Annotated in this window: 21 protein-coding genes; 8 read left to right on the forward strand and 13 right to left on the reverse strand. The window is 57.8% G+C overall.

Annotated elements, in window-relative coordinates; all coding sequences use genetic code 11:
• Window positions 1–42 precede the first annotated feature (42 nt).
• Genes dxs through xseB form a run of 3 tightly spaced genes read right to left on the reverse strand, consistent with a single transcriptional unit; the run spans window position 43 to window position 3,132 of the window.
• Entirely contained in the window at window positions 43–1,908 is a 1,866-nt protein-coding gene (gene dxs, locus SSARUM2_RS04655; RefSeq protein ID WP_060452702.1) for a 1-deoxy-D-xylulose-5-phosphate synthase, read from the reverse strand.
• Window positions 1,909–1,942: 34 nt separating this feature from the next.
• Window positions 1,943–2,863 carry a (2E,6E)-farnesyl diphosphate synthase gene (gene ispA / locus SSARUM2_RS04660; RefSeq protein ID WP_033637304.1) on the reverse strand — a complete coding sequence of 307 codons (921 nt, stop codon included), beginning with the start codon at window positions 2,861–2,863 and terminating at the stop codon, window positions 1,943–1,945.
• Between the two features lie 5 nt (window positions 2,864–2,868).
• Window positions 2,869–3,132, reverse strand: a complete 264-nt coding sequence (gene xseB, locus SSARUM2_RS04665; protein ID WP_033642062.1) for an exodeoxyribonuclease VII small subunit — start codon at window positions 3,130–3,132, stop codon at window positions 2,869–2,871.
• 160 nt (window positions 3,133–3,292) lie between these two features.
• Here xseB and thiI point away from each other — a divergent pair, with 160 nt between their 5' ends.
• From thiI to SSARUM2_RS04680, 3 genes are all read left to right on the forward strand, one after another.
• Window positions 3,293–4,741, forward strand: a complete 1,449-nt coding sequence (thiI, locus tag SSARUM2_RS04670; protein ID WP_033637305.1) for a tRNA uracil 4-sulfurtransferase ThiI — start codon at window positions 3,293–3,295, stop codon at window positions 4,739–4,741.
• A 448-nt stretch (window positions 4,742–5,189) separates the two neighbouring features.
• Window positions 5,190–6,767, forward strand: coding sequence for a filamentous hemagglutinin N-terminal domain-containing protein (locus tag SSARUM2_RS04675; RefSeq protein ID WP_060437353.1), 1,578 nt, complete (start codon window positions 5,190–5,192; stop codon window positions 6,765–6,767).
• A gap of 44 nt (window positions 6,768–6,811) precedes the next feature.
• Window positions 6,812–8,428 carry a ShlB/FhaC/HecB family hemolysin secretion/activation protein gene (locus SSARUM2_RS04680; RefSeq protein WP_065404217.1) on the forward strand — a complete coding sequence of 539 codons (1,617 nt, stop codon included), beginning with the start codon at window positions 6,812–6,814 and terminating at the stop codon, window positions 8,426–8,428.
• A gap of 46 nt (window positions 8,429–8,474) precedes the next feature.
• On the opposite strand, the gene yajL is transcribed toward SSARUM2_RS04680, so the two are convergent.
• Together yajL and panE are read right to left on the reverse strand one after the other, a co-directional pair.
• On the reverse strand, window positions 8,475–9,077 hold the full coding sequence (yajL, locus tag SSARUM2_RS04685) for a protein deglycase YajL (RefSeq protein ID WP_033647310.1): 603 nt from the start codon (window positions 9,075–9,077) through the stop codon (window positions 8,475–8,477).
• Window positions 9,040–9,951, reverse strand: a complete 912-nt coding sequence (gene panE, locus SSARUM2_RS04690) for a 2-dehydropantoate 2-reductase (RefSeq protein WP_033647309.1) — start codon at window positions 9,949–9,951, stop codon at window positions 9,040–9,042. Before panE ends, yajL begins: the two co-directional genes overlap by 38 nt.
• 182 nt (window positions 9,952–10,133) lie before the next feature.
• On the opposite strand from panE, the gene SSARUM2_RS04695 reads away from it, so the two are divergent.
• The gene (locus tag SSARUM2_RS04695) at window positions 10,134–10,625 is read left to right on the forward strand and encodes a YajQ family cyclic di-GMP-binding protein (protein ID WP_004940373.1); all 492 of its coding nucleotides are present in this window, start codon (window positions 10,134–10,136) and stop codon (window positions 10,623–10,625) included.
• A 34-nt stretch (window positions 10,626–10,659) separates the two neighbouring features.
• Here the strand turns inward: SSARUM2_RS04695 and SSARUM2_RS04700 are convergent, their stop codons facing one another.
• The 8 genes from SSARUM2_RS04700 to SSARUM2_RS04735 all read right to left on the reverse strand — a co-directional run bounded on the left by SSARUM2_RS04700 (window position 10,660) and on the right by SSARUM2_RS04735 (window position 19,567).
• Window positions 10,660–12,024, reverse strand: a complete 1,365-nt coding sequence (locus SSARUM2_RS04700) for an MFS transporter (protein ID WP_033653267.1) — start codon at window positions 12,022–12,024, stop codon at window positions 10,660–10,662.
• Window positions 12,025–12,222: 198 nt separating this feature from the next.
• On the reverse strand, window positions 12,223–13,113 hold the full coding sequence (gene cyoE, locus SSARUM2_RS04705) for a heme o synthase (protein ID WP_019454196.1): 891 nt from the start codon (window positions 13,111–13,113) through the stop codon (window positions 12,223–12,225).
• A gap of 17 nt (window positions 13,114–13,130) precedes the next feature.
• A complete protein-coding gene (locus SSARUM2_RS04710) occupies window positions 13,131–13,469 on the reverse strand; it encodes a cytochrome o ubiquinol oxidase subunit IV (protein ID WP_004940369.1) in 339 nt (112 codons plus the stop codon).
• Window positions 13,469–14,083, reverse strand: a complete 615-nt coding sequence (locus tag SSARUM2_RS04715; protein ID WP_004940367.1) for a cytochrome o ubiquinol oxidase subunit III — start codon at window positions 14,081–14,083, stop codon at window positions 13,469–13,471. Before SSARUM2_RS04715 ends, SSARUM2_RS04710 begins: the two co-directional genes overlap by 1 nt.
• The gene (gene cyoB, locus SSARUM2_RS04720) at window positions 14,073–16,064 is read right to left on the reverse strand and encodes a cytochrome o ubiquinol oxidase subunit I (RefSeq protein WP_033637313.1); all 1,992 of its coding nucleotides are present in this window, start codon (window positions 16,062–16,064) and stop codon (window positions 14,073–14,075) included. The genes SSARUM2_RS04715 and cyoB overlap by 11 nt, the downstream gene beginning before the upstream one ends.
• Before the next feature lie 3 nt (window positions 16,065–16,067).
• Entirely contained in the window at window positions 16,068–17,018 is a 951-nt protein-coding gene (gene cyoA, locus SSARUM2_RS04725) for a cytochrome o ubiquinol oxidase subunit II (RefSeq protein ID WP_025301763.1), read from the reverse strand.
• Window positions 17,019–17,458: 440 nt separating this feature from the next.
• The gene (gene ampG, locus SSARUM2_RS04730; protein ID WP_060439026.1) at window positions 17,459–18,937 is read right to left on the reverse strand and encodes a muropeptide MFS transporter AmpG; all 1,479 of its coding nucleotides are present in this window, start codon (window positions 18,935–18,937) and stop codon (window positions 17,459–17,461) included.
• A 51-nt stretch (window positions 18,938–18,988) separates the two neighbouring features.
• Window positions 18,989–19,567 (reverse strand): lipoprotein, encoded by a 579-nt coding sequence (locus tag SSARUM2_RS04735; RefSeq protein ID WP_033634001.1) that lies wholly within the window; start codon window positions 19,565–19,567, stop codon window positions 18,989–18,991.
• Between the two features lie 314 nt (window positions 19,568–19,881).
• Here SSARUM2_RS04735 and bolA point away from each other — a divergent pair, with 314 nt between their 5' ends.
• From bolA to clpX, 4 genes are all read left to right on the forward strand, one after another.
• Complete coding sequence (gene bolA / locus SSARUM2_RS04740) at window positions 19,882–20,196, forward strand: transcriptional regulator BolA (RefSeq protein ID WP_004940361.1); 315 nt, start codon at window positions 19,882–19,884, stop codon at window positions 20,194–20,196.
• A gap of 367 nt (window positions 20,197–20,563) precedes the next feature.
• Complete coding sequence (tig, locus tag SSARUM2_RS04745) at window positions 20,564–21,868, forward strand: trigger factor (RefSeq protein WP_004940358.1); 1,305 nt, start codon at window positions 20,564–20,566, stop codon at window positions 21,866–21,868.
• 438 nt (window positions 21,869–22,306) lie between these two features.
• The gene (gene clpP, locus SSARUM2_RS04750) at window positions 22,307–22,930 is read left to right on the forward strand and encodes an ATP-dependent Clp endopeptidase proteolytic subunit ClpP (RefSeq protein ID WP_016928858.1); all 624 of its coding nucleotides are present in this window, start codon (window positions 22,307–22,309) and stop codon (window positions 22,928–22,930) included.
• 143 nt (window positions 22,931–23,073) lie between these two features.
• Window positions 23,074–24,345, forward strand: a complete 1,272-nt coding sequence (clpX, locus tag SSARUM2_RS04755; protein WP_004940354.1) for an ATP-dependent protease ATP-binding subunit ClpX — start codon at window positions 23,074–23,076, stop codon at window positions 24,343–24,345.
• Window positions 24,346–24,362: the final 17 nt, after the last annotated feature.

Raw genomic sequence — 24,362 nt, forward strand, 5'->3', positions numbered from 1 at the left:
CGCCCCCGAGAGCGGAGGCGTTTTTTCAGGCGCGAGTGGCGATTACTGCGCCAGCCAGGTTTCGATTTGGCGCTGAATGCCGGCGGCGTCCAGCCCCAGATCGGCGCGCAGTTCTTCCTGGCTGCCCTGCGAGACAAAGCTGTCCGGCAGGCCGAGGTTCAGCACCGGCACCGGACGGCGTTTAGCCATCAGCAGTTCGTTGACGCCGCTGCCGGCGCCGCCCATGATGGCGTTCTCTTCCAGCGTGACCAGCGTTTCATGGCTGGCGGCCAGTTCGAGCACCAGCTGCTCGTCCAGCGGTTTGACGAAGCGCATGTCGACCAGCGTGGCGTTGAGCGCCTCCGCCGCTTGCGCGGCCTCCGGCAGCAGGGTGCCGAAGTTGAGAATGGCGATCTTTTCCCCCTGGCGGCGCACCACGCCTTTGCCGATCGGCAGCAGGTTGAGCGGCTCCAGCGCCGCGCCGGTGCCGGTGCCGCGCGGATAGCGTACGGCGCTCGGGCCGTCGTTGTAGTGATAGCCGGTGTACAGCATCTGGCGGCATTCGTTCTCGTCGCTCGGCGTCATGATCACCATGGTCGGGATGCAGCGCATGAACGACAGATCGAACGCCCCCTGGTGAGTCTGGCCGTCGGCGCCGACGATGCCGCCGCGATCGATGGCGAACATCACCGGCAGGTTTTGGATCGCCACATCGTGGATCAGCTGATCGTAGGCGCGTTGCAGGAAGGTGGAATAGATCGCCACCACCGGCTTGTAGCCGCCGATCGCCAGCCCGGCGGCGAAGGTGACCGCATGCTGCTCGGCAATCGCCACGTCGAAATATTGCTGCGGGTAGTCACGAGAGAACTGCACCATGCCGGAGCCTTCGCGCATCGCCGGCGTGATCGCCATCAGCGAGCTGTCTTTGGCGGCGGTTTCACACAGCCAGTCGCCGAAGATTTTCGAATAGGTCGGCAGACCGCCGGCGCTTTTCGGCAGCGTGCCGCTGGCGGGATCGAACTTCGGCACCGCGTGGAAGCTGATCGGATCCTTCTCCGCCGGCGCGTAACCGCGGCCTTTCTTGGTCATGATGTGCAACAGCTGCGGGCCTTTCAGATCGCGCATGTTTTTCAACGTGGCGATCAGCCCCTGCACGTCGTGCCCGTCTACCGGGCCGATATAGTTGAAGCCCAGCTCTTCGAACAGTGTGCCCGGCACCACCATGCCTTTCAGGTGCTCTTCGGTGCGTTTCACCAGCTCCTTGATCGGCGGCACGCCGGCCAGCACTTTCTTGCCGCCTTCGCGCAGGGTGGAGTAAAGCTTGCCGGACAGCAGCTGCGCCAGGTGGTTGTTCAGCGCGCCGACGTTTTCCGATATCGACATCTCGTTATCGTTCAGCACCACCAGCATGTCCGGGTTGATGTCGCCGGCGTGGTTCATCGCTTCGAACGCCATGCCGGCGGTGATGGCGCCGTCGCCGATCACGCACACCGTGCGGCGGCCTTTGCCTTCACGTTCCGCCGCCACCGCCATGCCGAGGCCGGCGCTGATCGAGGTCGACGAGTGGCCGACCGACAGCACGTCGTATTCGCTTTCGGCGCGCCACGGGAAGGGGTGCAGGCCGTTCTTTTGCCGAATGGTGGCGATACGGTCGCGGCGGCCGGTCAGAATTTTGTGCGGGTAGGCCTGGTGGCCGACATCCCACACCAGGTGATCGAACGGCGTGTTGTAGACGAAATGCAACGCCACCGTCAGTTCGACGGTACCCAGCCCGGAGGCAAAGTGGCCGCTGGAGCGACTGACGCTGTTCAGCAGGTATTGCCGCAGCTCATCGCACAGCTTCGGCAAGCTCTCTTTGGGCAGTGAGCGGAGTTCCTCGGGGTTTTCCGCTAGCGCCAGGGTTGGGTATTTGGCTATATCAAGACTCATTCGATACTCATATCAGAGGAGTTAACGTCACACGTTAATTGTCGCGTTCAATAATGAAGCTGGCTAACGCTCGCAATGGCGCTGTGTTATAAGATTGCGCTGCCAAAGTGTCTAATGCAGCTAATGCTTCCTGATAGAGATCCCACGCTTTTGCTTTCGCGCTGTCAAGCCCGAGCAACGCCGGGTAGGTACTCTTTCCGTGTTGTTGGTCCGCGCCCTGGCGCTTGCCGATTTTTTCAGTCTCGCCGACAACGTCCAAAATGTCATCCTGCACCTGGAACGCCAGGCCAACCGCGGCGGCGTAACGATCCAGCTGCGGCAACGCCGCTCGCCCGGCTTCGCCGGCGCTCAGCGCGCCCAGACGCACCGCCGCGCGGATCAGCGCGCCGGTTTTGTGGCGGTGGATCTGCTCCAGCGCCTGCAGGTCGACGCGCTTGCCTTCGGCTTCCAGATCCAGCGATTGGCCGCCGCACATGCCGGCTACGCCGCTGGCGGTCGCCAGTTCGGAGACCATCGCCAGCCGATCGCGCAGGGCCACGTCGGGCATTTCGGCATCGGCCAGGATCGAAAACGCCAGCGTTTGCAGCGCATCGCCGGCCAGGATCGCGTTGGCTTCGCCGAATTTAATGTGGCAGGTCGGCTGGCCGCGTCGCAGATCGTCGTCGTCCATCGCCGGCAGATCGTCGTGGATCAGCGAGTAGGCGTGAATGCATTCCACCGCCGCCGCCGGCGCGTCCAGGTTGGCCAACGACACGCCGAACATCTGGCCGGTGGTGTAGACCAGGAACGGGCGCAGGCGCTTGCCGCCCAGCAAGGCGCCATGACGCATCGCCGCCACCATGTTGCCGTCGTTGAACGGCAGTGGGGCGATGAAGTCCAGCAGCGCGCGATCGGCGCGCTGGCGGAAAATCTGCAGTTGATCGGCAAAAGCGGCCGCTGGGGCGATCTCAGACATGTCGGTTACTCGGTATCCGGTGTGAAAGGCGCCAGCGCCGCGTCGTCGGCGCTGTCGTTAAGAAGTATCTGCACACGCTGTTCCGCCTGTTGCAGTTTCTGCTGGCCCTGACGCGCCAGCTGCACGCCGCGTTCGAATTCGTTCAGCGCGTCTTCCAGCGGCAGTTCGCCTGATTCCAGACGCGTCACGATGCTTTCCAGCTCGCCGAGGGCGCTTTCAAAGCTGGCTGTTTGCTCTGTACTGGCTGATTGTGCTGGTTTTTTCGGCATAATTTTCTTTTTACGTCATCATGTGAACCGTGGCGCCAGAGCCTATCCTAGCGGATCTTGATTAGCAAATCATGGCGCTCATGTATGGTTTTGTGCGCAGAGCGCGGCGATATGGTGATATACTCCGCGCCGTAATTCTTATCTGACAACAAAGACCGCCATGAAGTTTATCATTAAATTGTTCCCGGAAATCACCATCAAGAGCCAATCTGTGCGCTTGCGCTTTATCAAGATTCTCTCGACCAATATTCGCAACGTCCTGAAGCAGTATGATGAAACGCTGGCGGTCGTCCGTCACTGGGATCATATCGAAGTTCGCGCCAAAGATGAAAACCAGCGGCCAGTCATCGCCGACGCCCTGACGCGCATTCCCGGCATCCACCATATTCTGGAAGTGGAAGATCGCGCTTATACCGATATCCACCACATCTTCGAGCAGACCCTGGAAGCCTACCGCGCCCAGCTGGAAGGCAAAACCTTCTGCGTGCGCGTCAAGCGCCGCGGCAAGCAGGCGTTCAACTCGCAGGACGTGGAGCGCTATGTCGGCGGCGGTCTGAACCAGCATATCGAGAGCGCGCGCGTTAACCTGACCCGCCCGCAGGTTACGGTAAACCTGGAGATCGAAGACGACAAGCTGATGCTGGTCAAACGCCGCCTCGAAGGCATCGGCGGTTACCCGGTCGGCACCCAGGAAGACGTAATGTCGCTGATTTCCGGCGGTTTCGACTCGGGCGTGTCCAGCTACATGCTGATGCGTCGCGGCTGTCGCGTGCACTTCTGCTTCTTCAACCTGGGCGGCGCCGCGCACGAGATCGGCGTGAAGCAGGTGGCGCACTACCTGTGGAATCGCTTCGCCAGCTCGCACAAGGTGCGCTTCGTCGCCATCGATTTCGAGCCGGTGGTGGGTGAGATCCTGGAGAAGATTGACGACGGCCAGATGGGCGTGGTGCTCAAGCGCATGATGGTGCGCGCCGCTTCGCAAGTGGCCGAACGCTACGGCGTGCAGGCGCTGGTGACCGGCGAAGCGTTGGGGCAGGTCTCCAGCCAGACGCTGACCAACCTGCGCTTGATCGACAACGCGTCCGATACCCTGATCCTGCGTCCGCTGATCTCGCACGATAAAGAGCACATCATCAAGCTGGCGCGCGAAATCGGCACCGAAGACTTCGCCAAAACCATGCCGGAATACTGCGGCGTGATTTCGAAGAGCCCGACGGTGAAAGCCGTCAAGGCCAAGATCGAAGAGGAAGAGAGCCACTTCGATTTCAGCATTCTCGACCGGGTGGTGAGCGAAGCGAAGAACGTCGATATCCGCTCCATCGCCGAGCAGGCGCAGGAGCAAGTGACCGAGGTGGAAACCGTCGCGGCCTTCGGCGCCGACGAGGTGATCCTGGATATCCGCTCCAACGACGAGCAGGAAGAGAAGCCGCTGCAGCTGGAACAGGTTGAAGTGAAAGCGCTGCCGTTCTACAAGCTGAGCACCCAGTTCGGCGATCTGGATCAGAGCAAAACCTACCTGCTGTACTGCGAGCGCGGCGTGATGAGCCGCCTGCAGGCGCTGTACCTGCTGGAGCAAGGCTTCAGCAACGTGAAGGTTTATCGTCCGTAATTTATCCGCCGGCGTCGCCAGACGCCGGCCGTTTTCTTTCAAAGCGCATTTTCCCGCCAAATAACCCTGCTTATTACGCCGTTTTTTAAACAATACACTTAACTTGGTTTTTTTTTATTAAAATCACTTCAGTCAATATATTAAATATCTATTGATTTTTTTATTTGATGGTATGGATATTATTGTTATCGAACGCTGGCAACCCTGTCGGCGTTTATCTGCAGATTCCCTATTGAAATTGTGTTTTGGCATTTGATTGCGCATATTTTTTCTCTTACTGTGCAAATTATATTTTTGCTGAGCATAGGCCATTCGTATTTTATGGTTATCAGGGTAATGCACATTGCAAAGGAGAATATCCCTATGGCCATTAATGTTTTTCGCCATTAGTCTGAACGTCAGTTAATGGTTGGCAGGGATGGACAACGTTATTTAAGGAGAGCGATTAATGAAAATGAATAAGACGACATTGCTGTTGTCGGCAGCGGCGTTGCTGTTGCCCAGCGCGCCGCTGTTGGCGCAAATAGCACCTCAGGCGGGGGGCGCATCGGTTGACCATATCAATCAGGTGCCGGTGGTGAATATCAATCGTGCGGGTGCGGACGGTGTCTCGCATAACGTTTACACGCAGTTCGACGTTGGCGCTCAGGGCGCTATTTTAAATAACAGCCTTGCGGGCGCGAATACGTCATTGGCCGGAACCGTTGCGGGGAACGCTCAGTTAGAGGGCCGTGCAGCTAAGGTAATTCTGAATGAAGTGAATTCGCCAAATAAAAGTATTTTGAAGGGGATGGTAGAAGTCGCCGGGCAACGTGCCGATGTTGTCATTGCCAATAAATCCGGCATTACCTGCAACGGTTGCGGTTTTATTAATGCCCGCAACGGCGTATTAACTACCGCCGATTTGCAGTTCAAGGACGGCGCTTTTAACGGCTACCACGTTAATCAAGGCAATATTCGAGTCGAGGGGGAGGGCTTGACGAAGGGCGATGTCGATTATACGGCTGTTATTGCGCGCACGGCGGAAATCAGCGCGGCGGTTCATGCGGACGCCCTGTTAGTCTCAGCGGGGAAAAAAACGGTTTCGGCAGATCTATCCCGCTTCAATAGCGTTGAAGCGTCTAAAGATAAGCCTGAAGTATTGATCGACGTCGCCGAGTTGGGGGGAATGTATGCCAACAAGATTAGGCTGGTCGCCAATGAAAACGGCGTAGGCGTCAATAGCGGCAATGCCAGTGGGGCGGGCTCCAACGCCGGCGCCGCGTTGAACAATGTCAGCATCGTCAGTATCCAAACTGACGCGGGAAGTGATGAACGCGTGCAAATCGGCAACGGCGCTCAAAACGTATCTCGCGCTTCCGTCGGTATCGCCAACCGCGGTCAGATTCAGGCGAAAAACGGTGGCGCCGACATCAGTACCGACTCGCTGGTCAATCAAGGAAATATCGCTTCACAGGGGCAATTGAACATCAGCGCGACCCGGCTGCAAAATGAAAAGAACGTGAGTGCGCGTTCGGCCTCCCTGACGGCAACGCAGCTGGACAATATCGGCCGCATCGAGGGCGGGGCAATGCGGCTGAATGCGACCCAACTGAACAATCGCGGCAGCGTCAAAACGCAAAACGGCGCGCTGACACTGCGGGCGACCCGCGTCGACAATACCGGCGGCATTCAATCCGCGCAGGCTTTGCAACTCAACGCCACCAGCTTGTTCAACGCCGGCAATGGCGTGATCGAAGCCCAAAACGGCGCGGCGATCCAGGGAACGTCCATCACCAACCGCGGGAGCATCGTTTCTCGCGCTTCTTCCATCAGCTTGTCGGACACCAGTTTCAGCAACTACGGCAGGATTGAAGCCTATGGCGATATCAGCCATCGCGGCGTCTCTTTCAACAACTCAGGCACGATGCGCTCCACGTCCGGCGCGGTCACCAACAACGGCCGCGACATCAACAAGCCCGCGAATAGCTGGGGTTGGGGATACGGCGGTTTCGGCTGGCCTTACGGTTGGTCTTATTGGATGTGACAAACGTTTCCCCCACCCAAGGGTGGGGGAATGGATGAGAGAGCATGAAAAGGGAATGTCTTATTCTTTGTCTGGGCGTGCTGTTCAGCTGTTGCAGCCGCGCTGAAGCCACGCCGGCGTCGGCCAAACAACGCGTTAGCCAGGAAAGCCTCATCGGCGATACGCAACGCAAGCTGTTACCGTCCACCCCTCCTGTTTTGTCGCCGCAGCCGGAGCAAAACGCGCAAGCGGACATATTTATCAGCGAATCTCCGTGTTGGATGATCGATAAAGTCGAAACGGCGACGGCGCCGCTACGCCTCACGGCTTTCAAACAGTTGGCGCATACGGCCCGTGGCCGCTGTATGGGGGAGAAAGGGTTGGCGAGGTTGCGCAAAAAGCTGCAAAACGCGCTGATAGCGCAAGGCTATATCACTTCGCGGGTGCAGCTCGACGTTCAAGAGGTACCGGCAGGGATACTGAAGGTTCGTGTGCATTATGGCCGCATCGGTCAGCTGAAAATGCAGGCGGGCAGCAGCGCCTATTTCCGCCCCGATGCGCTTTTTCCCATTGCGGCCGGCGATGTGCTGAATTTGCGTAGTATCGAGCAAGGGCTGGAGAACATGGGGGGGATACCGGGCGTCATCAGCGATATCCGCATTGCTCCGGGCGAACGAGCTGGCGAAAGCGATATCGAGATCCTGCGCCAACAGGATAAATATTGGCGTTTTACCGCCTGGGCGGATGATGCCGGCGTTCGTTCTACGGGGCGTTATCAGACCGGCGGCGCGCTGTATCTCGATAATCTGACCGCATTGGGCGACGTTTTTTACCTGTCGATGGCGCGCAGCATTCTGGCGCCGCCGGGCAAAGGCAATGAAAGCCGCGCCCTGTACTATAGCTTGCCTTGGGGATACTGGCGCTTCAGCGCGTTGGGCGGAGACAGCCGCTATCACCAGACTTTCGCCGGCAACTTCACCGATTATCGCTATAATGGCCGTTCGCAGTATTGGGGGCTGCAGGCTGACTATACGTTGGCGCGCGGGATGAATGAGAAAACGTCGTTGAATGCGCAACTGCTGCAACGTCATTACCGCTATTACCTCAATGACACGGAGATTGCCTTGCAGAGCGCACGGCTAACCAGCCTGAAGCTGGGCGTCAGCCATCTTTATTATGGCGCCCGTGCGCAAATCGCGCTGACCGCCGACGCCCTTGCCGGCGTCGGGAAGGGGAGTTCACATGCCGAACAGCAGCTGCGAGCGGGCGGCAGTATGCTGAAACCCTTCAATGCATTTGGTCATCGTCTGCGTTATCTCGGGGAGTTATCGGGGCAATGGGCGAGCGCCGCACAGCCGATCCAGGATAAGTCGTTTATCGGCGACCGTTCTACGGTGCGTGGGTTTAGCGGCGACAGCAAATTGATCGGCAGCAGCGGAGGGTATCTGCGCAATACGCTGACGTTGGAACGTGACATGCTGCAACCCTATATTGGATTCGACTACGGGCAGTTGGCCAAACAACAGGGGGAAGGCGGCCAGTTGGCGGGGAGCGTCATTGGCCTGCAGGTGAATCAGGGGCGTTTTGCTGCGGACATTTTCGCCGGCACGCCGGTGATCAAACCCGGCGCGCTGCCGAGTGAGCGTCTGGTTTTGGGCTTCTCCAGCCAGCTCAGTTTTTGACGCGATACGGGGCGCGGATCTGCGCCCCGTGTTTACGATCGCTGATTCAGTTTTCTTCACTGTCGCGATAATCGTACATCCCGGGGATCAGCACCAGCTGTGCGGCGATCTCCGCCGCCTTGGCCTTGCCGAGCAGCAGGTCTATCAGCTTCAGCGCGAACTCCATCGCGGTACCCGGCCCCTGGCTGGTGAGCAGGTTGACGCGCGCGTCGTACACCACGCGGCGCTCCATCCATTTATCCGCCGGTATCTGGTCTTTCAGGCCCGGGAAGCCGGTCATGTTGCCGATCGGGAACAGATCGTGATGCTGCAGCACCAGCGCCGGCGCCGCGCAGATGGCGGCGACGATATTTCCCTGCAGATGCATCTGCCGCACCTTTTCCACCAGCAGCGGGCTGTCGCGGAAGCATTCTGCGCCTTTCAGGCCGCCGGGCAGTACGATGGCGTCGAACGGCTCATCGACGATTGCCACCAGCGGCGCGTCGGCCAGCAGCTTGACGCCGCGCGAACAGACGATAGTCAGCTCGCCGTCGCCGGCAACGCTGGCGGTAGTGACTTTTACGCCCGCCCGCACCAGCAGATCGAGGGTGGTGACGGCTTCGATTTCTTCGCTACCAGGTGCCAGGCAGACCAGCGCCGATACGCTCATATTCATTTTCCTTTCGTTTAATCAGTTCAAACAGCCGCGCATTCTCCGGCAGCGTGAGGCCGTGGCTGCGCGCGCGGCGCAGCAGGTAACCGGTGATGTAGTCGATCTCGGTGTGCCGCTGGCTGCGGATATCCTGCAGCATCGACGAAACGTTGTCGGCGGTGCTGTGGATCACGTCCATCACGTATTGCATCAGACCTTCGCAGGAGGTGTGGTAGCCCTCCATCGCCATCACGCTGGCGACTTCACGGCACAGCGTTTCGATCTGCTCCGGGTAGCGCTGCAGATCGCCGTTGCGGCAGCCGTACAGCGCCGTCAGCGGGTTGATCACGCAGTTGACCGCCAGCTTGCGCCAGTTGGCCGAGGCGATGTTGTTGTGCCAGGCGACGTCGGGCAGCGCCTGATGCAGCACTTCCGCCAGGTGGCTGAGGTGTTGGGCGGCCGGCGAGGTGGGGCCAATGTGGGTGATGCCGGTGGCGACGTGAATAATGGTGCTGCCTTCGTGGCGCGCAGCGTGGGTGGTGGTGCCCTGCAGGATCGGCTGGCCGTTCGGCGGCAGCTCCTCCTGGGTGCCCATGCCGTTGTGCAGCAGCAAAATGGCGCACTGGGGGTTCAGCTTCGGCAGCAGCGCGCTGACCGCGCTGGACACCTGCCAGGCTTTCAGCGTCACCAGCAGCAGCTCGCTCTGCGCGAGGTGCTCCGGATCGTTGGTGGGCAAATTGCGATTGAACGAGACGCCTTCCGGCTCTATCACGTTCACGGCGCAAAAAGGCTGAGGCACTCTTAGCCATCCCTGCACATCGTGGCCCTGTTGATACAGCCGGGAGAGCCACAGTTGTCCGAGCGCGCCGCAACCAAGAATGGTTATTTTCATTCAGTCTCCTTGGAAACACGGGAATACCGCTCAATTACCGTGAATTAACTATAGGCTTTATGGCAGCCCGAAGCGCTATCCCTGCGTGCGTTCAGCAGATTTTGTCTGAGGCGGCAAAGCGGTTATCATGCTCGGCATCAAAATCGCCTAAGCTATTAGGCACTCATTCAGGAGGAAGAAGTATGCCATCTTTCGACATCGTTTCCGAAATTGATATGCAGGAAGTGCGTAACGCCGTTGAGAATGCCACCCGCGATCTCGGCACCCGCTGGGATTTTCGCAACGTGCCGGCCAGCTTTGAGCTAAACGAGAAAAACCAAAGCATCAAGGTTGCCACCGAGTCTGATTTCCAGGTGCAGCAGCTGCTCGACATTCTGCGCGAAAAGCTGAGCAAGCGCAGCATCGACGGCGCCGCGCTGGAGATCCCGGAAGAGTTTACCCACAGCGGTAAAACCTACAGCGTGGAAGCCAAGCTGAAGCAGGGGATTGAAACCTCTGTGGCGAAGAAAATCGTCAAGCTGATCAAAGACAGCAAGCTGAAGGTGCAGGCGCAGATCCAGGGCGAAGAAGTGCGGGTGACCGGCAAGTCACGCGACGATTTGCAGAGCGTGATGGCGCTGGTGCGCGGCGGCGATCTGGGGCAGCCGTTCCAGTTCAAGAACTTCCGCGATTAATCTCTACAGGGCCGGCATTGCCGGCCCTGATGTTTTATAGCGAATTGACCAGCGCTTCCAGCTGACCGCGATTGGTCTGCTTGGTATCCACCTTGACGTAGGCGCTGCGCTCTTCCGGCACCACGATCGCTTCGGCCACGCCGGGCTGCGCCTTCAGGCGGCTTTCCAGCGCCGAATCCTTTACCGCCAGTTCCGATAGCGTAATGCGCAGGCTGCTGACATACGGCGGCTCTTTCATGGTGCTGCTGACCAGGAACCAGACCGCGGCCAACACGGCGCCGGCGATAAACACCAAGCCCGCCCCCTGCAAACCGTACAGCCAGCCGCCGAGGCTGCCGCCGATCGCCACGCCGATAAACTGGCTGGTGGAGTAGACCCCCATCGCGGTGCCCTTGTAGCCGGCCGGCGATTCTTTGCTGATCAGCGAAGGCAGAATGGCTTCCATCACGTTGAAGGCTATGAAGAACAGCTGAACGCCGGCGATGATGCCCCACAGGCGCGCGCCGGAGAGCCACAGCAACACTTCGGCGCAGAACAGCACCGCCACGCAGCCCATAAACACCTGTTTCATGCGGCGATATTTTTCGGCATAGATGATGAAAGGCACCACGGCGGCGAACGACACCAGCATGGTGACCAGGTAGACGATCCAGTGCTCGCTGGCCGCCAGCCCGGCTTTTTCCATCGCCAGCGGCAGCGCCACGAAGCTCGACATCAGCAGGATATGCAGGCACATGATGCCGAAGTTGAGCTTCAGCAGGCGCGAGTTGCTCAGCACCTTGCGGAAGCTGCCGCGCACGATGCTGGACTCGCGGTTCAGCAGGTGAGTGTCGGCGGAAGGCACCACCGCCAGGGTGATGACAATGCCGGCCAGCGCCAGTACGGCGATCATCCAGAACAGCGCATGCAGGCCTAAGGCGTGGGTGATGATAGGGCCCAATACCATGGCGATGGCGAAGGTGATGCCGAAGCTGACGCCGATAAACGCCATCGCCTTGGTGCGGTTCTGCTCGCGGGTCAGATCGGAGAGCAGCGCCATTACCGCGGCGGCGATGGCGCCGGAGCCTTGTAGCGCGCGGCCGAGGATCACGCCCCAGATCGAGTCGGTAGCGGCGGCGATCACGCTGCCGAGGGCAAAGATCAGCAGGCCGCCGACGATCAGCGGCTTGCGGCCGATGCGATCGGACACCAGGCCGAACGGGATTTGAAACACCGCCTGCGCCAGGCCGTAGATGCCGATGGCGATGCCGATCAGCGCTTCGCTGGCGCCGTTGAGCGCCATGCCGTAGGTGGTCAGCACCGGCAGTACCATAAACATGCCGAGCATGCGCAGGGAGAATACGGTGCCTAATCCCCAGGTGGCGCGGCGCTCCTGCGGGGTCATTGAATTATCGTTCACATCAAACCTCGGTAAAAACCATGCCATCAGACGTTGAGACAGCGCCTGATGGCATGATTTCTGTAAAGCTGCGTCATTTTAGTGTGCAGGGCAGGGGGGGTAAATCGAATGTTGTTTAACAGATATTACAGTTCGGCCGCTTTTCGGCGTGACAAATAAAATGGGCCGCAAAAGCGGCCCATTCACAGATGATTTGGCTTACCAAACGTAGGTCACCAGCGCTTCAGGCGCCGCCGTGGCGCTGAAGTCGATCGACATCATCACGCTCAGCGAGGTGATGGCGACGATGGAGAACACGAACAGTTTACGCGCCCAGACGCTGTCGTTTTCGGTTTTGTAACCGCGCAACGCCATGCCCAGCCACCATACGCTCACCGCCGCAGCGACGATCAGGTATTTGTAGCCGGCGTAGCCCACCAGGGTCAGCATCAGCGTGGCGATCATAAATGCCAGGATGTAGACCGTGATGTGGTTCTTGGCGACGGAAATGCCTTTCACCACCGGCAGCACCGGAATGTTGGCCGCCTGGTAATCTTTAAAGCGGAAGATAGCGATCGCATAAGAATGCGGCATCTGCCACAGGCTAAAGATAGCCAGCAGGATCAACGCCCCGGCGTCGAACTCGTTGGTTACCGCGCAGTAGCCGATAACCGGCGGCGCGGCGCCCGACAGGCTGCCGATCAGCGTGCCGTAGACCGAGTGGCGTTTCATGTACAGGCTGTAAACGCCGACATAAACCACGAAGCCCATCACCGCCAGCCACATGGCCAGCGGGTTGGCCGCGATATACAGCAACGCGAAGCCCACAATACCCAGAACGGTCGCATAAACCAGGGTGACACTCGGCGCGATCAGGCCTTTTACCAGCACCCGATTCTTCGTTCTCTCCATTTTCTTGTCGATGTCGCGGTCGATGTAGTTGTTAAACACACAGCCCGACGCGACCACCAACGAGACACCCACCAGGGTGGCGAGAAACAGGGGATAGTCGATGCTCCCTTTGGAAGCGAGCAGGAATCCCCCAACGACAGAAATTAAATTGCCGAAAATAATTCCTGGTTTAGTGACTTGCAGGTATTGCTTAATCATCACGTGCAGCTCAGCTCTTAATCGACCATCATATTGATGTTGAGGTTGTACATAATCCAGAGTGAACCTACAACAACGATACCGATGATCATAGCGGTGAACAGCAATGCCACCAGGTTCCAGCGCTCTTCCGATGAGGTGTTCATGTGCAGGAAGTAAACCAGGTGAACAATCACCTGGATAACCGCCATGCCGACAACAACCGCCAGGATGGTGGAATGAGAGGCAGTGCCGTTCATTACCATCGCAAATGGAATTACCGTCAGGATGATCGACAGGATAAAGCCGATCAGGTATGACTTCACGCTGCCGTGGCTTGCGCCGCCGTGAGAGGTTTCATGGGATGAATGGCTCATTACATAACCCCCAGCAGGTAGACAACGGTAAATACGCAGATCCAGACCACGTCCAGGAAGTGCCAGAACAGGCTCAGGCACATCAGGCGGGTTTTGTTGGTCGCGGTCAGGCCGAACTTGCTCACCTGAATCATCAGCACGATGATCCAAATCAGGCCGGAAGTTACGTGCAGACCGTGGGTTCCGACCAGCGCGAAGAAGCTGGACAGGAACGCGCTGCGATCCGGACCGAAGCCTTCGGCGATCAGATGATGGAATTCATAGATTTCCATCGCCACGAAGCCCAGACCAAACAGGAAGGTCAGGAACAGCCAGGTGTTTACACCGCCAACTTTACCCTTGTTCATGGCGATCATCGCCATGCCGTAGGTGATGGAGCTGAACAACAGCAGGAAAGTTTCGACCAGGACAAACTTCAGGTCGAAGATGTCTTTACCTGAGGGACCGCCAGCGGTCCCGTTCACCAGGACTGCATAAGTCGCGAACAAGCTCGCAAACAAAATACAGTCGCTCATCAGGTAGATCCAGAATCCGAAGACTTTGGTCTCTCCCGCGTCGTGGTGCCCATGCTCTGCATGGGCTGCGTTATGATTGGTCAGAGTTTCAGTTGACATGGTTCACGCCTGCTTTACGGATTTGTTCGTAGTGTTGGTTCTCAATGCGCTCGATTTCATCAACCTGCACATAGTAGTCAACATCGTGATCGAAGCTCTTGCCGATCCAGACAACGATCATACCGATGAAGCCGGCCAGAGCCATCCACCAGATTTCCCAAATCATTGCGAAACCGAATACCAGGCTGAAGAAGGCGATGATAACGCCGGCGCCGGTGTTCTTAGGCATATGAATCGGTTCGTATTTAGCCGGTTTCTTATACGCTTCGCCTTTTTCTTTCATGTCCCAGAATTCATCACGGTCATGAATCTGCGGCACTACGGCAAAGTTATAGAACGGCGGTGGAGACGAAGTTGACCACTCCAGAGTACGAGCGCCCCATGGGTCACCGGTCAGATCGCGGTTCTGTTCGCGGTCACGGATACTGACGAAGATCTGGATCAGCTGGCACAGGATGCCGCAGGCGATCAGCGCCGCACCGCCGGCTGCAACCAGCAGCAGAGGGTGGAACTCAGGGTTGATGTTCTGGCTGATACGACGGGTCATACCCATAAAGCCCAATGCGTACAGCGGCATGAAGGCGGTGAAGAAGCCGATGATCCAGAACCAGAACGCGCGGATGCCCCATTTTTCGTTCAGCGTGAAGCCGAAGGATTTCGGGAACCAGTAGGTCAGGCCCGCGAAGCAACCGAACACCACGCCGCCGATGATGACGTTGTGGAAGTGAGCGATCAGGAACAGGCTGTTGTGCAGCACGAAGTTCGCGCCCGGCACCGCCAGCAGAACGCCGGTCATACCACCTACGGAGAAGGTGATGATGAAGCCAACGGTCCACAGCATCGCGGAGTTGAGCTTGATACGGCCCTGATACATGGTGAACAGCCAGTTGAAGATTTTCACCCCGGTCGGGATGGAAATGATCATGGTGGCGATACCGAAGAAGGCGTTAACGTTCGCGCCGGACCCCATGGTGAAGAAGTGGTGCAGCCAGACGATGAACGACAGAACGGTGATCGCGATGGTTGCCCATACCAGTGAGGTATAGCCGAACAGGCGTTTTCTGGAGAAGGTCGCGGTGACTTCGGAGAACACGCCGAACACCGGCAGAACCAGAATATACACCTCTGGGTGACCCCAGGCCCAAATCAGGTTGATGTACATCATCATGTTGCCGCCCATATCATTGGTGAAGAAATGGGTGCCCAGATAGCGATCCAGGGTCAGCAGCGCGATGGTGACGGTCAGAATTGGGAAAGAAACGATGATCAGGACGTTGGTACACAGCGCCGCCCAGGTGAACACCGGCATCTTCATCATAGGCATGCCTGGGGCACGCATCTTCAGAATGGTGGCGAAGAAGTTCACGCCGGTCAGCAGGGTACCCAGACCGGAAATCTGCAGACTCCAGATCCAGTAATCGACCCCGACGCCAGGACTGTACTCTTTACCCGACAGCGGCGGATACGCCAGCCAACCGGTCTGAGCGAACTCACCGACCCCCAGGGAGATGTTGATCAGCACAACGCCCACCACGAAGAACCAGAAGCTCAGGGAGTTCAGGAACGGGAAGGCGACGTCGCGCGCACCGATTTGCAGCGGCACCACGACGTTCATCAGGCCGACCACGAAAGGCATCGCCATGAAGAAGATCATGATAACGCCGTGCGCGGTGAAGATCTGGTCGTAGTGGTGCGGCGGCAGGAACCCGGCTTCGCCGGCGGACGCTAACGCCTGCTGGCTACGCATCATGATGGCGTCGGCGAAACCGCGCAGCAGCATGACCATCGCCACGATGATGTACATGATACCAATTTTTTTATGGTCGACCGAAGTCAGCCATTCGCTCCACAACCACTTCCATTTGCCGAAATATGTCAGCAGCGCCAGCACTGCCAGGCCCCCGACAATAATTGCGGCTACGGTGACCATGATGATCGGTTCGTGGTACGGAACCGCATCAAGTGTTAATTTTCCCAACATCAGTTATTCCTCGGCTCCGGCGTGAGCAGCATGTTCACCCATGTCCATACCTTGGCTCATGTCCATGCCTTCGTGCGCGCCAGCGCCCTTGTGCATATCCATGTCGCCCATGAATTTGGCAATTGTTTCTTTGAACAAATTCGGTTTGACAGCGGCAAAGTACTCAACCGGGTTGTTTTCACTCGGCTCTGCCAGTTTGTTAAAGTCGTCGGTGGTGTTCAGGTTTTTAGACGATGCCTTCACCTTGGCCACCCACTGATCGAAGTCGCCTTCGGTCGGGGTAACGATCGCGGTGAATTTCATGCCGGAGAAGCCTGCGCCGCTGTAGCTGCTGGAGATGCCTTTGTAGGCACCGGCTTCGTTGCCGATCAGGTGCAGTTTGGTCTGCATGCCGGCCATCGCATAAATCTGTCCACCCAACTGCGGGATAAAGAACGAGTTCATTACCGAGTTAGAGGTGATCTTGAATTCGACTGGAACATCTTTCGGGAAAGCCAGCTCATTAACGGTCGCAATGCCTTGTTCCGGGTAGATGAACAGCCATTTCCAGTCGAGCGACACCACTTCGATCGTCATCGGCTTCTTGTCGGTGACAATCGGCTTGAACGGGTCGAGTTCGTGGGTGGTCTTCCAGGTAATGGTGCCAAGGATGGCGATGATAATGATAGGAATGGTCCAGACGACCGCTTCGATCTTGTTGGAGTGGGCCCAGTTCGGACTGTACTTGGCGTCTTTGTTGGAAGCGCGATACTTCCAGGCAAAGGCGAACGCCATGAAGATAACTGGCACCACCACGATCAACATCAACGCGATTGCAGTGATAATCAGTGTCCGTTGCTCAACACCAATTGCTCCTTTGGGATTCATCAAAACCATATCGCAACCACTGAGCAATACAGTGGCTGCGATTAATGACAGCATCCCAATACTTTTATTGTATTTCTTAAGTCTCATCTAACGACCTCAATAACAAAGGCTCAATTGTCGTTTCATGTGTGCGGGCATTTTACGGGAAGGTTGCAGTACTGTAAACATGCTTAAGGGAGTGTCAGCGGCTTGTTGACACTTTCTGTTAAGGGGGTCACAGATGTAACCCTGCGTGACAATTTACTAATGACAACAACGCGTTGGCACGCTGAATCGTGACGAGCAGTCCGTATGTTAAGGAAAACTAAAGGTATGATGAATTTGGCGAAGAAATGCGCGGCAGGGAAATACGAAGAAAAGGTTTATTTAATGTAAAATAATTGTGTCTTAAAGGTGAATTTAATTTTATTTCCGAGCGCGGCAGTCGGATAAAAAAATAATTTTCGCGCCGATTATCTTTTTTTACCGAAATAAATATACCCCCGGATCGCTTTTTTTTCGGCCGGCGAAATCGCCGGCCGGTCAGATTATGCCAAACGGGTGCGGCGAAGGGCGAGGTAATCCAGCGCGCTGCCCATCGCGACGCCGAGCAGGCTCAGCGCGGCGCCGATCTGCAGCAGCCGATCGGCCAGCAGCGGTGCCTGCGTCCAGTCCAGCGCATTGGCGATCAGCAACAGCAACCACAGGCCCAACAGCGAACAGCCTAGCGTCAGCAGGCGCAGTGCCCAACGGTAAGATTCTGAAAACTCGGTGCGCGGCATGAAGTCGCCATGCTGCTGGGTGTGCTCCAGCGTCTGACGGCAGATGCCGAGCAGCAGCAAGCCGGGCAGGGCGGCGGCGATAGAGAACAGGTAGAACAACGGCCAGCCGTGGGCTTCGACGAACCAGCCGGCGATCGGGCCGACATAGACGCGCCCCACGGCGGACAGCGCCGACAGCAGCGCGAACTGGGTGGCGGAGAACGAACGGTTGCACAGCGTCATCAGCAGCGCCACGAAGGCCGCGGTGCCCATGCCGCCACACAGGTTTTCAAGGAAAATGGCGCTGCCCATGGTGAGCAGACTCTTGTCGGTCACCGCCAGGCTCCAATACCCGAGGTTGGAGATCGCCTGCAGGACGCCGAACAGCATCAGCGCGCGAAACAGGCTGAGACGCTGCATTAGCACACCGCCGAACAGGGCGCCGACGATGGTGGCGAACAGGCCGAGGGTTTTGTTGACCAGCCCGACTTCACCGGCGTCGAACCCCACGCCGCGGATCAGGAAGGTAGTGCTCAGGCTGCCGGCGAAGGCGTCGCCCATTTTGTACATCACGATCAGCAGCAGGATCAGCCAGGCGTTGTTGCGGCCGAAGAAATCGCGCAGCGGCGCGACGACGGCCTGTTCCATGGTGCGCGGCGCCGGGATGCTTTCGTCCGGCTCCGGCGCCAGCAGCGTGGCGGCCACGCCGATCAGCATCAATCCGGCCATCAGCCAGTAGGTGGCTTGCCAGCCGAAATAGCGATCCGCCAGCCACAGCGCCAGGCCGCCGGAAACCAGCATCGCCAGCCGGTAGCCCAGCACCGAGATCGCCGCGCCCGCCCCGCGCTCTTCGGCTTTCAGCAGATCGGTCTTGTAGGCGTCGAACACGATATCTTGCGAGGCGGAGCAGAACGCCACCAGCACCGCCAACGCCGCCAGCCACCACAGGTGCTGCGCGGGCTGCATAAAGCCCATCGCCACGATCGCCGCCACCAGCAGCAGCTGGCTGACCAGCAGCCAACCGCGCCGCCGCCCGAGGAACGGCGGGGTATAGCGGTCCATGAACGGCGACCAGAGGAATTTGAAGACGTAGGCCTGGCCCACCAGCGAGAAGATGCCGATGGTTTTCAGATCGATATTTTCGACGGTCATCCAGGCTTGCAGCGTGCCGGAGGTCAATGCCAGCGGCAGACCCGACGCGAAGCCCAGCAGCAGCAGAATGGCGGAGTTACGCTGGGTGAAAATGTTCAGATAGTGTTTCGACATGAGTTCCCTGTCTGCGCCGCCCGATCCGCCGGGCGGCACAAGGCGCGGCGATTAACGCGCGTTTTGCTTGATGAAATCGTTGACGCTGGTGTCCTGGGCCATATCGGCGATCACGTCGCCCAGCACGGAGTTGACGGCGTCGGTGATCTTCTCGTTGGTGGCCGTGAAGGCGCCCTGCACGTTATAGGTCGAGCGGTAATTCTTCACCTGCTTGTTGCCGTTCTTCGCCTGGGCGATGATCGAGATGTCGGCTTTGGTGGTGATGTTGTAGCGCAGGTTGCCTTCGGAGACGTCCGCGTACAGATTATTGACGACGATTTGCAGCGCCACCGGGCCGTCGGCGCCGATCATGTAGCCGCGTGCGCCCATCTGTTTCTCCAGCACTTCCTGCAGCAGGAAACGCAGATCGCGCGATGGCGTCAGCGTGACTAGCTGGCCGTCACGGTTCACCTTGGCCAGCGCCTGATCGGTGCGCTGATCCGCGCCGTTGATGCTGACGGTGATGCCCTGCAGGGTAGGATCCTGCTGCGGCAGAACGATTTTCGGCGTGACGTTCAAGGTGTTGCTGCTGGTCGCGCAGCCGGCCAGCAGCAGGGCGGCCAGCAAAGGAAGACAAAGTTTCTTTAACATGTTTTCTGTCTCATTCTCGATGGATTTAGCAATAATCAGAGCGGGATAGCCGACAACAAATTGCCGACATCATAGCATCGCCGCCGTGCGGTGGAAGCGCGGAAGGCGCCTGAGTGACAAATTTTTACCTGCCGTTGATAAAAACACGCTTTTTTGGCCCGCTCAATCGGATAATCCCCCAAGCGGCGGGGATGACGCTCATCATTTGACCGCAGAAAAGAGAAATTTGTCCCGGCGATGGTCTAAACGGGGGGAAACCGGCTAATATTGAACTAGATGGGCACGGTCCTCTGCCGGTGTTGTAAGGAGATCCTATGATTCGCGAGCAAATAGAAGCAAAGTTAAGGGCGGCGTTTGAGCCCGCGTATCTGGAAGTCGTTGATGAAAGCTATCGTCATAACGTTCCGGCGGGTTCAGAAAGCCATTTCAAAGTGGTATTGGTCAGCGATCGCTTCGTCGGCGAACGTTTTTTGACGCGCCACCGCTCCATCTACGGCGTGCTGTCGGAGGAGCTGGCGGACGGCGTACACGCGCTGGCGCTGCACACCTACACGCTCAAAGAGTGGGAAGGGTTGCAGGATACCGTGCCGGCCTCGCCGCCGTGTCGCGGCGCCGGGACGCTGGCCTGAGGGGGAAATTTTCAGGTATCAGTGGAACTTTGCCCTTGAATTAGGGTATTACTACTGACGAATTTTGAAACGGCCTGCGGGCCGTTTCTGTTTTTGACGACGACACGGCCGATGCGCAATGTGGCCAACGTTCGGTCTGTTTTGGCGGCCTTTTGGCGATCGAATCGGCAAAAGTGTGAGTTTTAGCGCGCCTGCGCCGCCTAGCTTTCCTCGACTCGCCATGCATGCGCCGCTATAATGTCGCGTCTTATTTTTCCAGAATGGTTTCGGGACGCTTCTGTCATCAGGGAACTCGGTTCTTATTTGTAGCCGTCCTGGTTCTTGGAACGGAGTTGACCGAGCACTGTGATTTTTTTGAGGTAACAAGATGCAAGTTTCAGTAGAAACCACTCAAGGCCTTGGGCGCCGTCTCTCTATTACTGTACCGGCTGATACTATCAAGCAGGCGGTGAAGAAAGAGCTGATCAACGCAGCGAAAAGCGTGCGTATCGACGGCTTCCGCAAAGGCAAAGTGCCGATGAACATCGTGGAACAGCGTTACGGCGCCTCTGTTCGTCAGGACGTGCTGGGCGAAGCGATGCAGCGCAGCTTCGTTGACGCGATCATCAAAGAAAAGATTAATCCGGCCGGCGCACCAAACTACGTGCCGGGCGAGTACAAAGAAGGTGAAGACTTCACCTTCGCCGTTGAATTCGAAGTGTATCCAGAAGTTGAGCTGAAAGGCCTGGAAAACATCGAAGTTGAAAAACCTGTGGTTGAAGTGAACGACGAAGACGTCGACGCGATGCTGGATACCCTGCGCAAGCAGCAGGCAACCTGGAAAGAAACCGATCGCGCAGCGGAAGCTGAAGATCGCGTGACCGTTGACTTCACCGGTTCTATCGACGGTGAAGAGTTCGAAGGCGGCAAAGCGTCCGACTTCGTACTGGCAATGGGCCAGGGCCGCATGATCCCAGGCTTCGAAGAAGGCCTGGTCGGTCACAAAGCGGGTGAAGAGTTCTCCATCGACGTGAACTTCCCGGAAGATTACCACGCGGAAAACCTGAAGGGCAAAGCGGCCAAATTCGCTATCGTGCTGAAGAAAGTTGAAGAGCGCGAACTGCCGGAGCTGACCGAAGAGTTCATCAAGCGTTTCGGCGTGGCGGACGGTTCCGTTGCCGGCCTGCGCACTGAAGTTCGCAAGAACATGGAGCGCGAGCTGAAAGGCGCCGTGCGTAACCGCATCAAGTCTCAGGCGATCGACGGCCTGGTGAGCGCGAACGAAATCGACGTGCCTGCTGCCCTGATCGACGGCGAAATCGACGTACTGCGTCGTCAGGCTGCACAGCGTTTCGGCGGCAACGAGAAGCAAGCGCTGGAACTGCCACGCGAGCTGTTCGAAGAGCAAGCGAAACGCCGCGTAGTGGTTGGCCTGCTGCTGGGCGAAGTGATCAGCACCAACGATCTGAAAGCTGACGAAGACCGCGTGAAGACGCTGATCGAAGAAATGGCTTCTGCCTACGAAGATCCGAGCGAAGTCATCGAGTTCTACAGCAAAAACAAAGAGCTGATGAACAACATGCGCAACGTGGCTCTGGAAGAGCAAGCGGTTGAAGCCCTGCTGGCAAAAGCGAAAGTGACTGAAAAAGCCACTACCTTCAGCGAGCTGATGAACCAGACTCAACAGGCGTAATGCCGGCGTGCCGGGCGCGATGAACGGCGCCCCCGGTTTCGCCTGGCGAACCGGCGCACGATGAAAAAGCCCGCAACCTCAGGTTGCGGGCTTTTCTTTTTGCCACGTTGCTGATTAATCTCAGGTTAAGCGGGGCAATATGCACTATATTTACCCTGTTGCCTGGGGAACTGGCTGGCATGATAACGGTCAGATTAACGGCATCGTTTTCGGCGCGCGGAGAAAATCGGCCTCTGGGCTTGAAATCGCGCCGGGATCCCCCAATCTGTAAAGAATAATTCTGGGGCTGTTTGCCAAAGTGCGCGGGATGAAATAACCGTCGGGTACGTGCGGCGCGGGTCGAATGCTTGAGCATAGTCATCATGGCCGTTCTCAAGTAGAATCGGCGTATTAGGGTGACACCCTGGCCGCCAAGGCAATTTCTATTAGGAGACGGTAATGTCATACAGTGGCGAACGAGATCAATTTGCACCGAACATGGCGCTGGTGCCGATGGTGGTAGAGCAGACTTCACGCGGGGAGCGTTCTTACGACATCTATTCCCGCCTGCTGAAAGAGCGCATCATTTTCCTGACCGGCCAGGTGGAAGATCACATGGCCAACCTGATCGTGGCGCAAATGCTGTTCCTCGAAGCGGAAAGCCCGGAAAAAGACATTTTCCTCTACATCAACTCGCCGGGCGGGGTGATCACCGCGGGCATGTCGATTTACGACACCATGAAGTTCATCAAGCCGGACGTCAGCACCATCTGTATGGGGCAGGCGTGCTCGATGGGCTCCTTCCTGCTGACCGCGGGCGCCAAAGGCAAACGTTTCTGCCTGCCGAACTCGCGCGTGATGATTCACCAGCCGCTGGGCGGCTACCAAGGCCAGGCGACGGACATCGAAATCCATGCGCGTGAAATCCTCAAGGTGAAAGCGCGCATGAACGAACTGATGGCGGAACATACCGGCCAGCCGCTGGAGCAGATCGAGCGCGACACCGAGCGCGATCGCTTTATGACCGCGGAAGAAGCCGTGGAATACGGCCTGGTTGACGGCATTCTGACACACCGCAGCTAGAACCACGCGGCGCCGATGGACTATAGTAATCAGAGTGGGCAGGGGCTCGCTCTGCTGTGGCCACTCGGCGTTCCCGATATGAGTTTGGGCGCACTGCCGCCGTGATTTTCCTGCGGGACAAGACTAAAGAAGAGGTTTGACTGATGACAGATAAGCGCAAAGACGGTTCAGGAAAGCTGCTGTACTGCTCTTTTTGCGGCAAAAGCCAGCATGAAGTGCGTAAGCTGATTGCCGGGCCGTCAGTGTATATCTGCGATGAATGTGTCGATCTGTGTAACGACATTATTCGCGAAGAGATTAAAGAAGTTGCCCCGCATCGTGAGCGCAGTGCGCTGCCGACGCCGCACGAGATCCGCCACCACCTGGATGACTACGTCATCGGCCAGGAGCAGGCGAAGAAAGTGCTGGCGGTTGCGGTGTACAACCACTACAAACGCCTGCGCAACGGCGATACCAGCAACGGTATCGAGTTGGGCAAGAGCAACATCTTGCTGATCGGCCCGACCGGCAGCGGCAAAACCCTGCTGGCGGAAACGCTGGCGCGCTTCCTGGACGTGCCGTTCACCATGGCCGACGCCACCACGCTGACCGAAGCCGGTTACGTGGGCGAGGACGTGGAAAATATTATCCAGAAGCTGTTGCAAAAATGTGACTATGACGTGCAGAAAGCGCAGCGCGGCATCGTTTATATCGATGAAATCGATAAGATTTCCCGCAAGTCCGACAACCCGTCGATCACGCGTGACGTCTCGGGTGAGGGCGTGCAGCAGGCGCTGCTGAAGCTGATTGAAGGCACCATCGCCGCGGTTCCGCCGCAGGGTGGGCGCAAGCATCCGCAACAGGAGTTCCTGCAGGTCGATACCTCCAAGATCCTGTTTATCTGCGGCGGCGCATTTGCGGGCCTGGATAAGGTGATCGGCCAGCGCGTCAACACCGGCTCCGGCATCGGCTTCGGCGCGACCGTCAAGGGCGAGTCCGAGAAGGCGACCGAAGGCGAACTGCTGCTGCAGGCCGAACCGGAAGACCTGATCAAGTTCGGCCTGATCCCTGAGTTCATCGGCCGTCTGCCGGTGGTGGCGACCCTGAGCGAGCTGAGCGAAGACGCGCTGATTCAGATCCTGAAAGAGCCGAAGAACGCCCTGACCAAGCAGTATCAGGCGCTGTTCAACCTGGAAGGCGTCGAGCTGGAGTTCCGCGACGAAGCGTTGAACGCCATCGCCAAGAAAGCCATGGCGCGCAAAACCGGCGCCCGCGGCCTGCGTTCCATCGTGGAAGGCGCGCTGCTCGACACCATGTACGATCTGCCGTCGATGGACAGCGTAGACAAAGTGGTGATCGACGAGTCGGTCATCGCCGGCCAATCCAAACCGCTGCTGATTTACGGCAAGCCGGAAGCTCAGGCGTCTGGCGAATAATTAGCCAGTCAAACCAG

It is taken from the genome of Serratia sp. K-E0102 (assembly GCF_029962625.1).
In the GTDB taxonomy this organism is placed as follows: Bacteria; Pseudomonadota; Gammaproteobacteria; order Enterobacterales; family Enterobacteriaceae; genus Serratia; species Serratia sarumanii.

Coding starts and splice junctions, on each gene's coding strand:
- clpX (WP_004940354.1), top strand. CDS start 23,074: ATGACAGATAAGCGCAAAGACGGTTCAGGAAAGCTGCTGTACTGCTCT.
- cyoA (WP_025301763.1), bottom strand. CDS start 17,018: ATGAGACTTAAGAAATACAATAAAAGTATTGGGATGCTGTCATTAATC.
- thiI (WP_033637305.1), top strand. CDS start 3,293: ATGAAGTTTATCATTAAATTGTTCCCGGAAATCACCATCAAGAGCCAA.
- xseB (WP_033642062.1), bottom strand. CDS start 3,132: ATGCCGAAAAAACCAGCACAATCAGCCAGTACAGAGCAAACAGCCAGC.
- SSARUM2_RS04715 (WP_004940367.1), bottom strand. CDS start 14,083: ATGTCAACTGAAACTCTGACCAATCATAACGCAGCCCATGCAGAGCAT.
- SSARUM2_RS04675 (WP_060437353.1), top strand. CDS start 5,190: ATGAAAATGAATAAGACGACATTGCTGTTGTCGGCAGCGGCGTTGCTG.
- tig (WP_004940358.1), top strand. CDS start 20,564: ATGCAAGTTTCAGTAGAAACCACTCAAGGCCTTGGGCGCCGTCTCTCT.
- bolA (WP_004940361.1), top strand. CDS start 19,882: ATGATTCGCGAGCAAATAGAAGCAAAGTTAAGGGCGGCGTTTGAGCCC.
- SSARUM2_RS04710 (WP_004940369.1), bottom strand. CDS start 13,469: ATGAGCCATTCATCCCATGAAACCTCTCACGGCGGCGCAAGCCACGGC.
- panE (WP_033647309.1), bottom strand. CDS start 9,951: ATGAAAATAACCATTCTTGGTTGCGGCGCGCTCGGACAACTGTGGCTC.
- ispA (WP_033637304.1), bottom strand. CDS start 2,863: ATGTCTGAGATCGCCCCAGCGGCCGCTTTTGCCGATCAACTGCAGATT.
- SSARUM2_RS04680 (WP_065404217.1), top strand. CDS start 6,812: ATGAAAAGGGAATGTCTTATTCTTTGTCTGGGCGTGCTGTTCAGCTGT.
- cyoE (WP_019454196.1), bottom strand. CDS start 13,113: ATGATTAAGCAATACCTGCAAGTCACTAAACCAGGAATTATTTTCGGC.
- dxs (WP_060452702.1), bottom strand. CDS start 1,908: ATGAGTCTTGATATAGCCAAATACCCAACCCTGGCGCTAGCGGAAAAC.
- yajL (WP_033647310.1), bottom strand. CDS start 9,077: ATGAGCGTATCGGCGCTGGTCTGCCTGGCACCTGGTAGCGAAGAAATC.
- SSARUM2_RS04695 (WP_004940373.1), top strand. CDS start 10,134: ATGCCATCTTTCGACATCGTTTCCGAAATTGATATGCAGGAAGTGCGT.
- ampG (WP_060439026.1), bottom strand. CDS start 18,937: ATGTCGAAACACTATCTGAACATTTTCACCCAGCGTAACTCCGCCATT.
- SSARUM2_RS04735 (WP_033634001.1), bottom strand. CDS start 19,567: ATGTTAAAGAAACTTTGTCTTCCTTTGCTGGCCGCCCTGCTGCTGGCC.
- cyoB (WP_033637313.1), bottom strand. CDS start 16,064: ATGTTGGGAAAATTAACACTTGATGCGGTTCCGTACCACGAACCGATC.
- clpP (WP_016928858.1), top strand. CDS start 22,307: ATGTCATACAGTGGCGAACGAGATCAATTTGCACCGAACATGGCGCTG.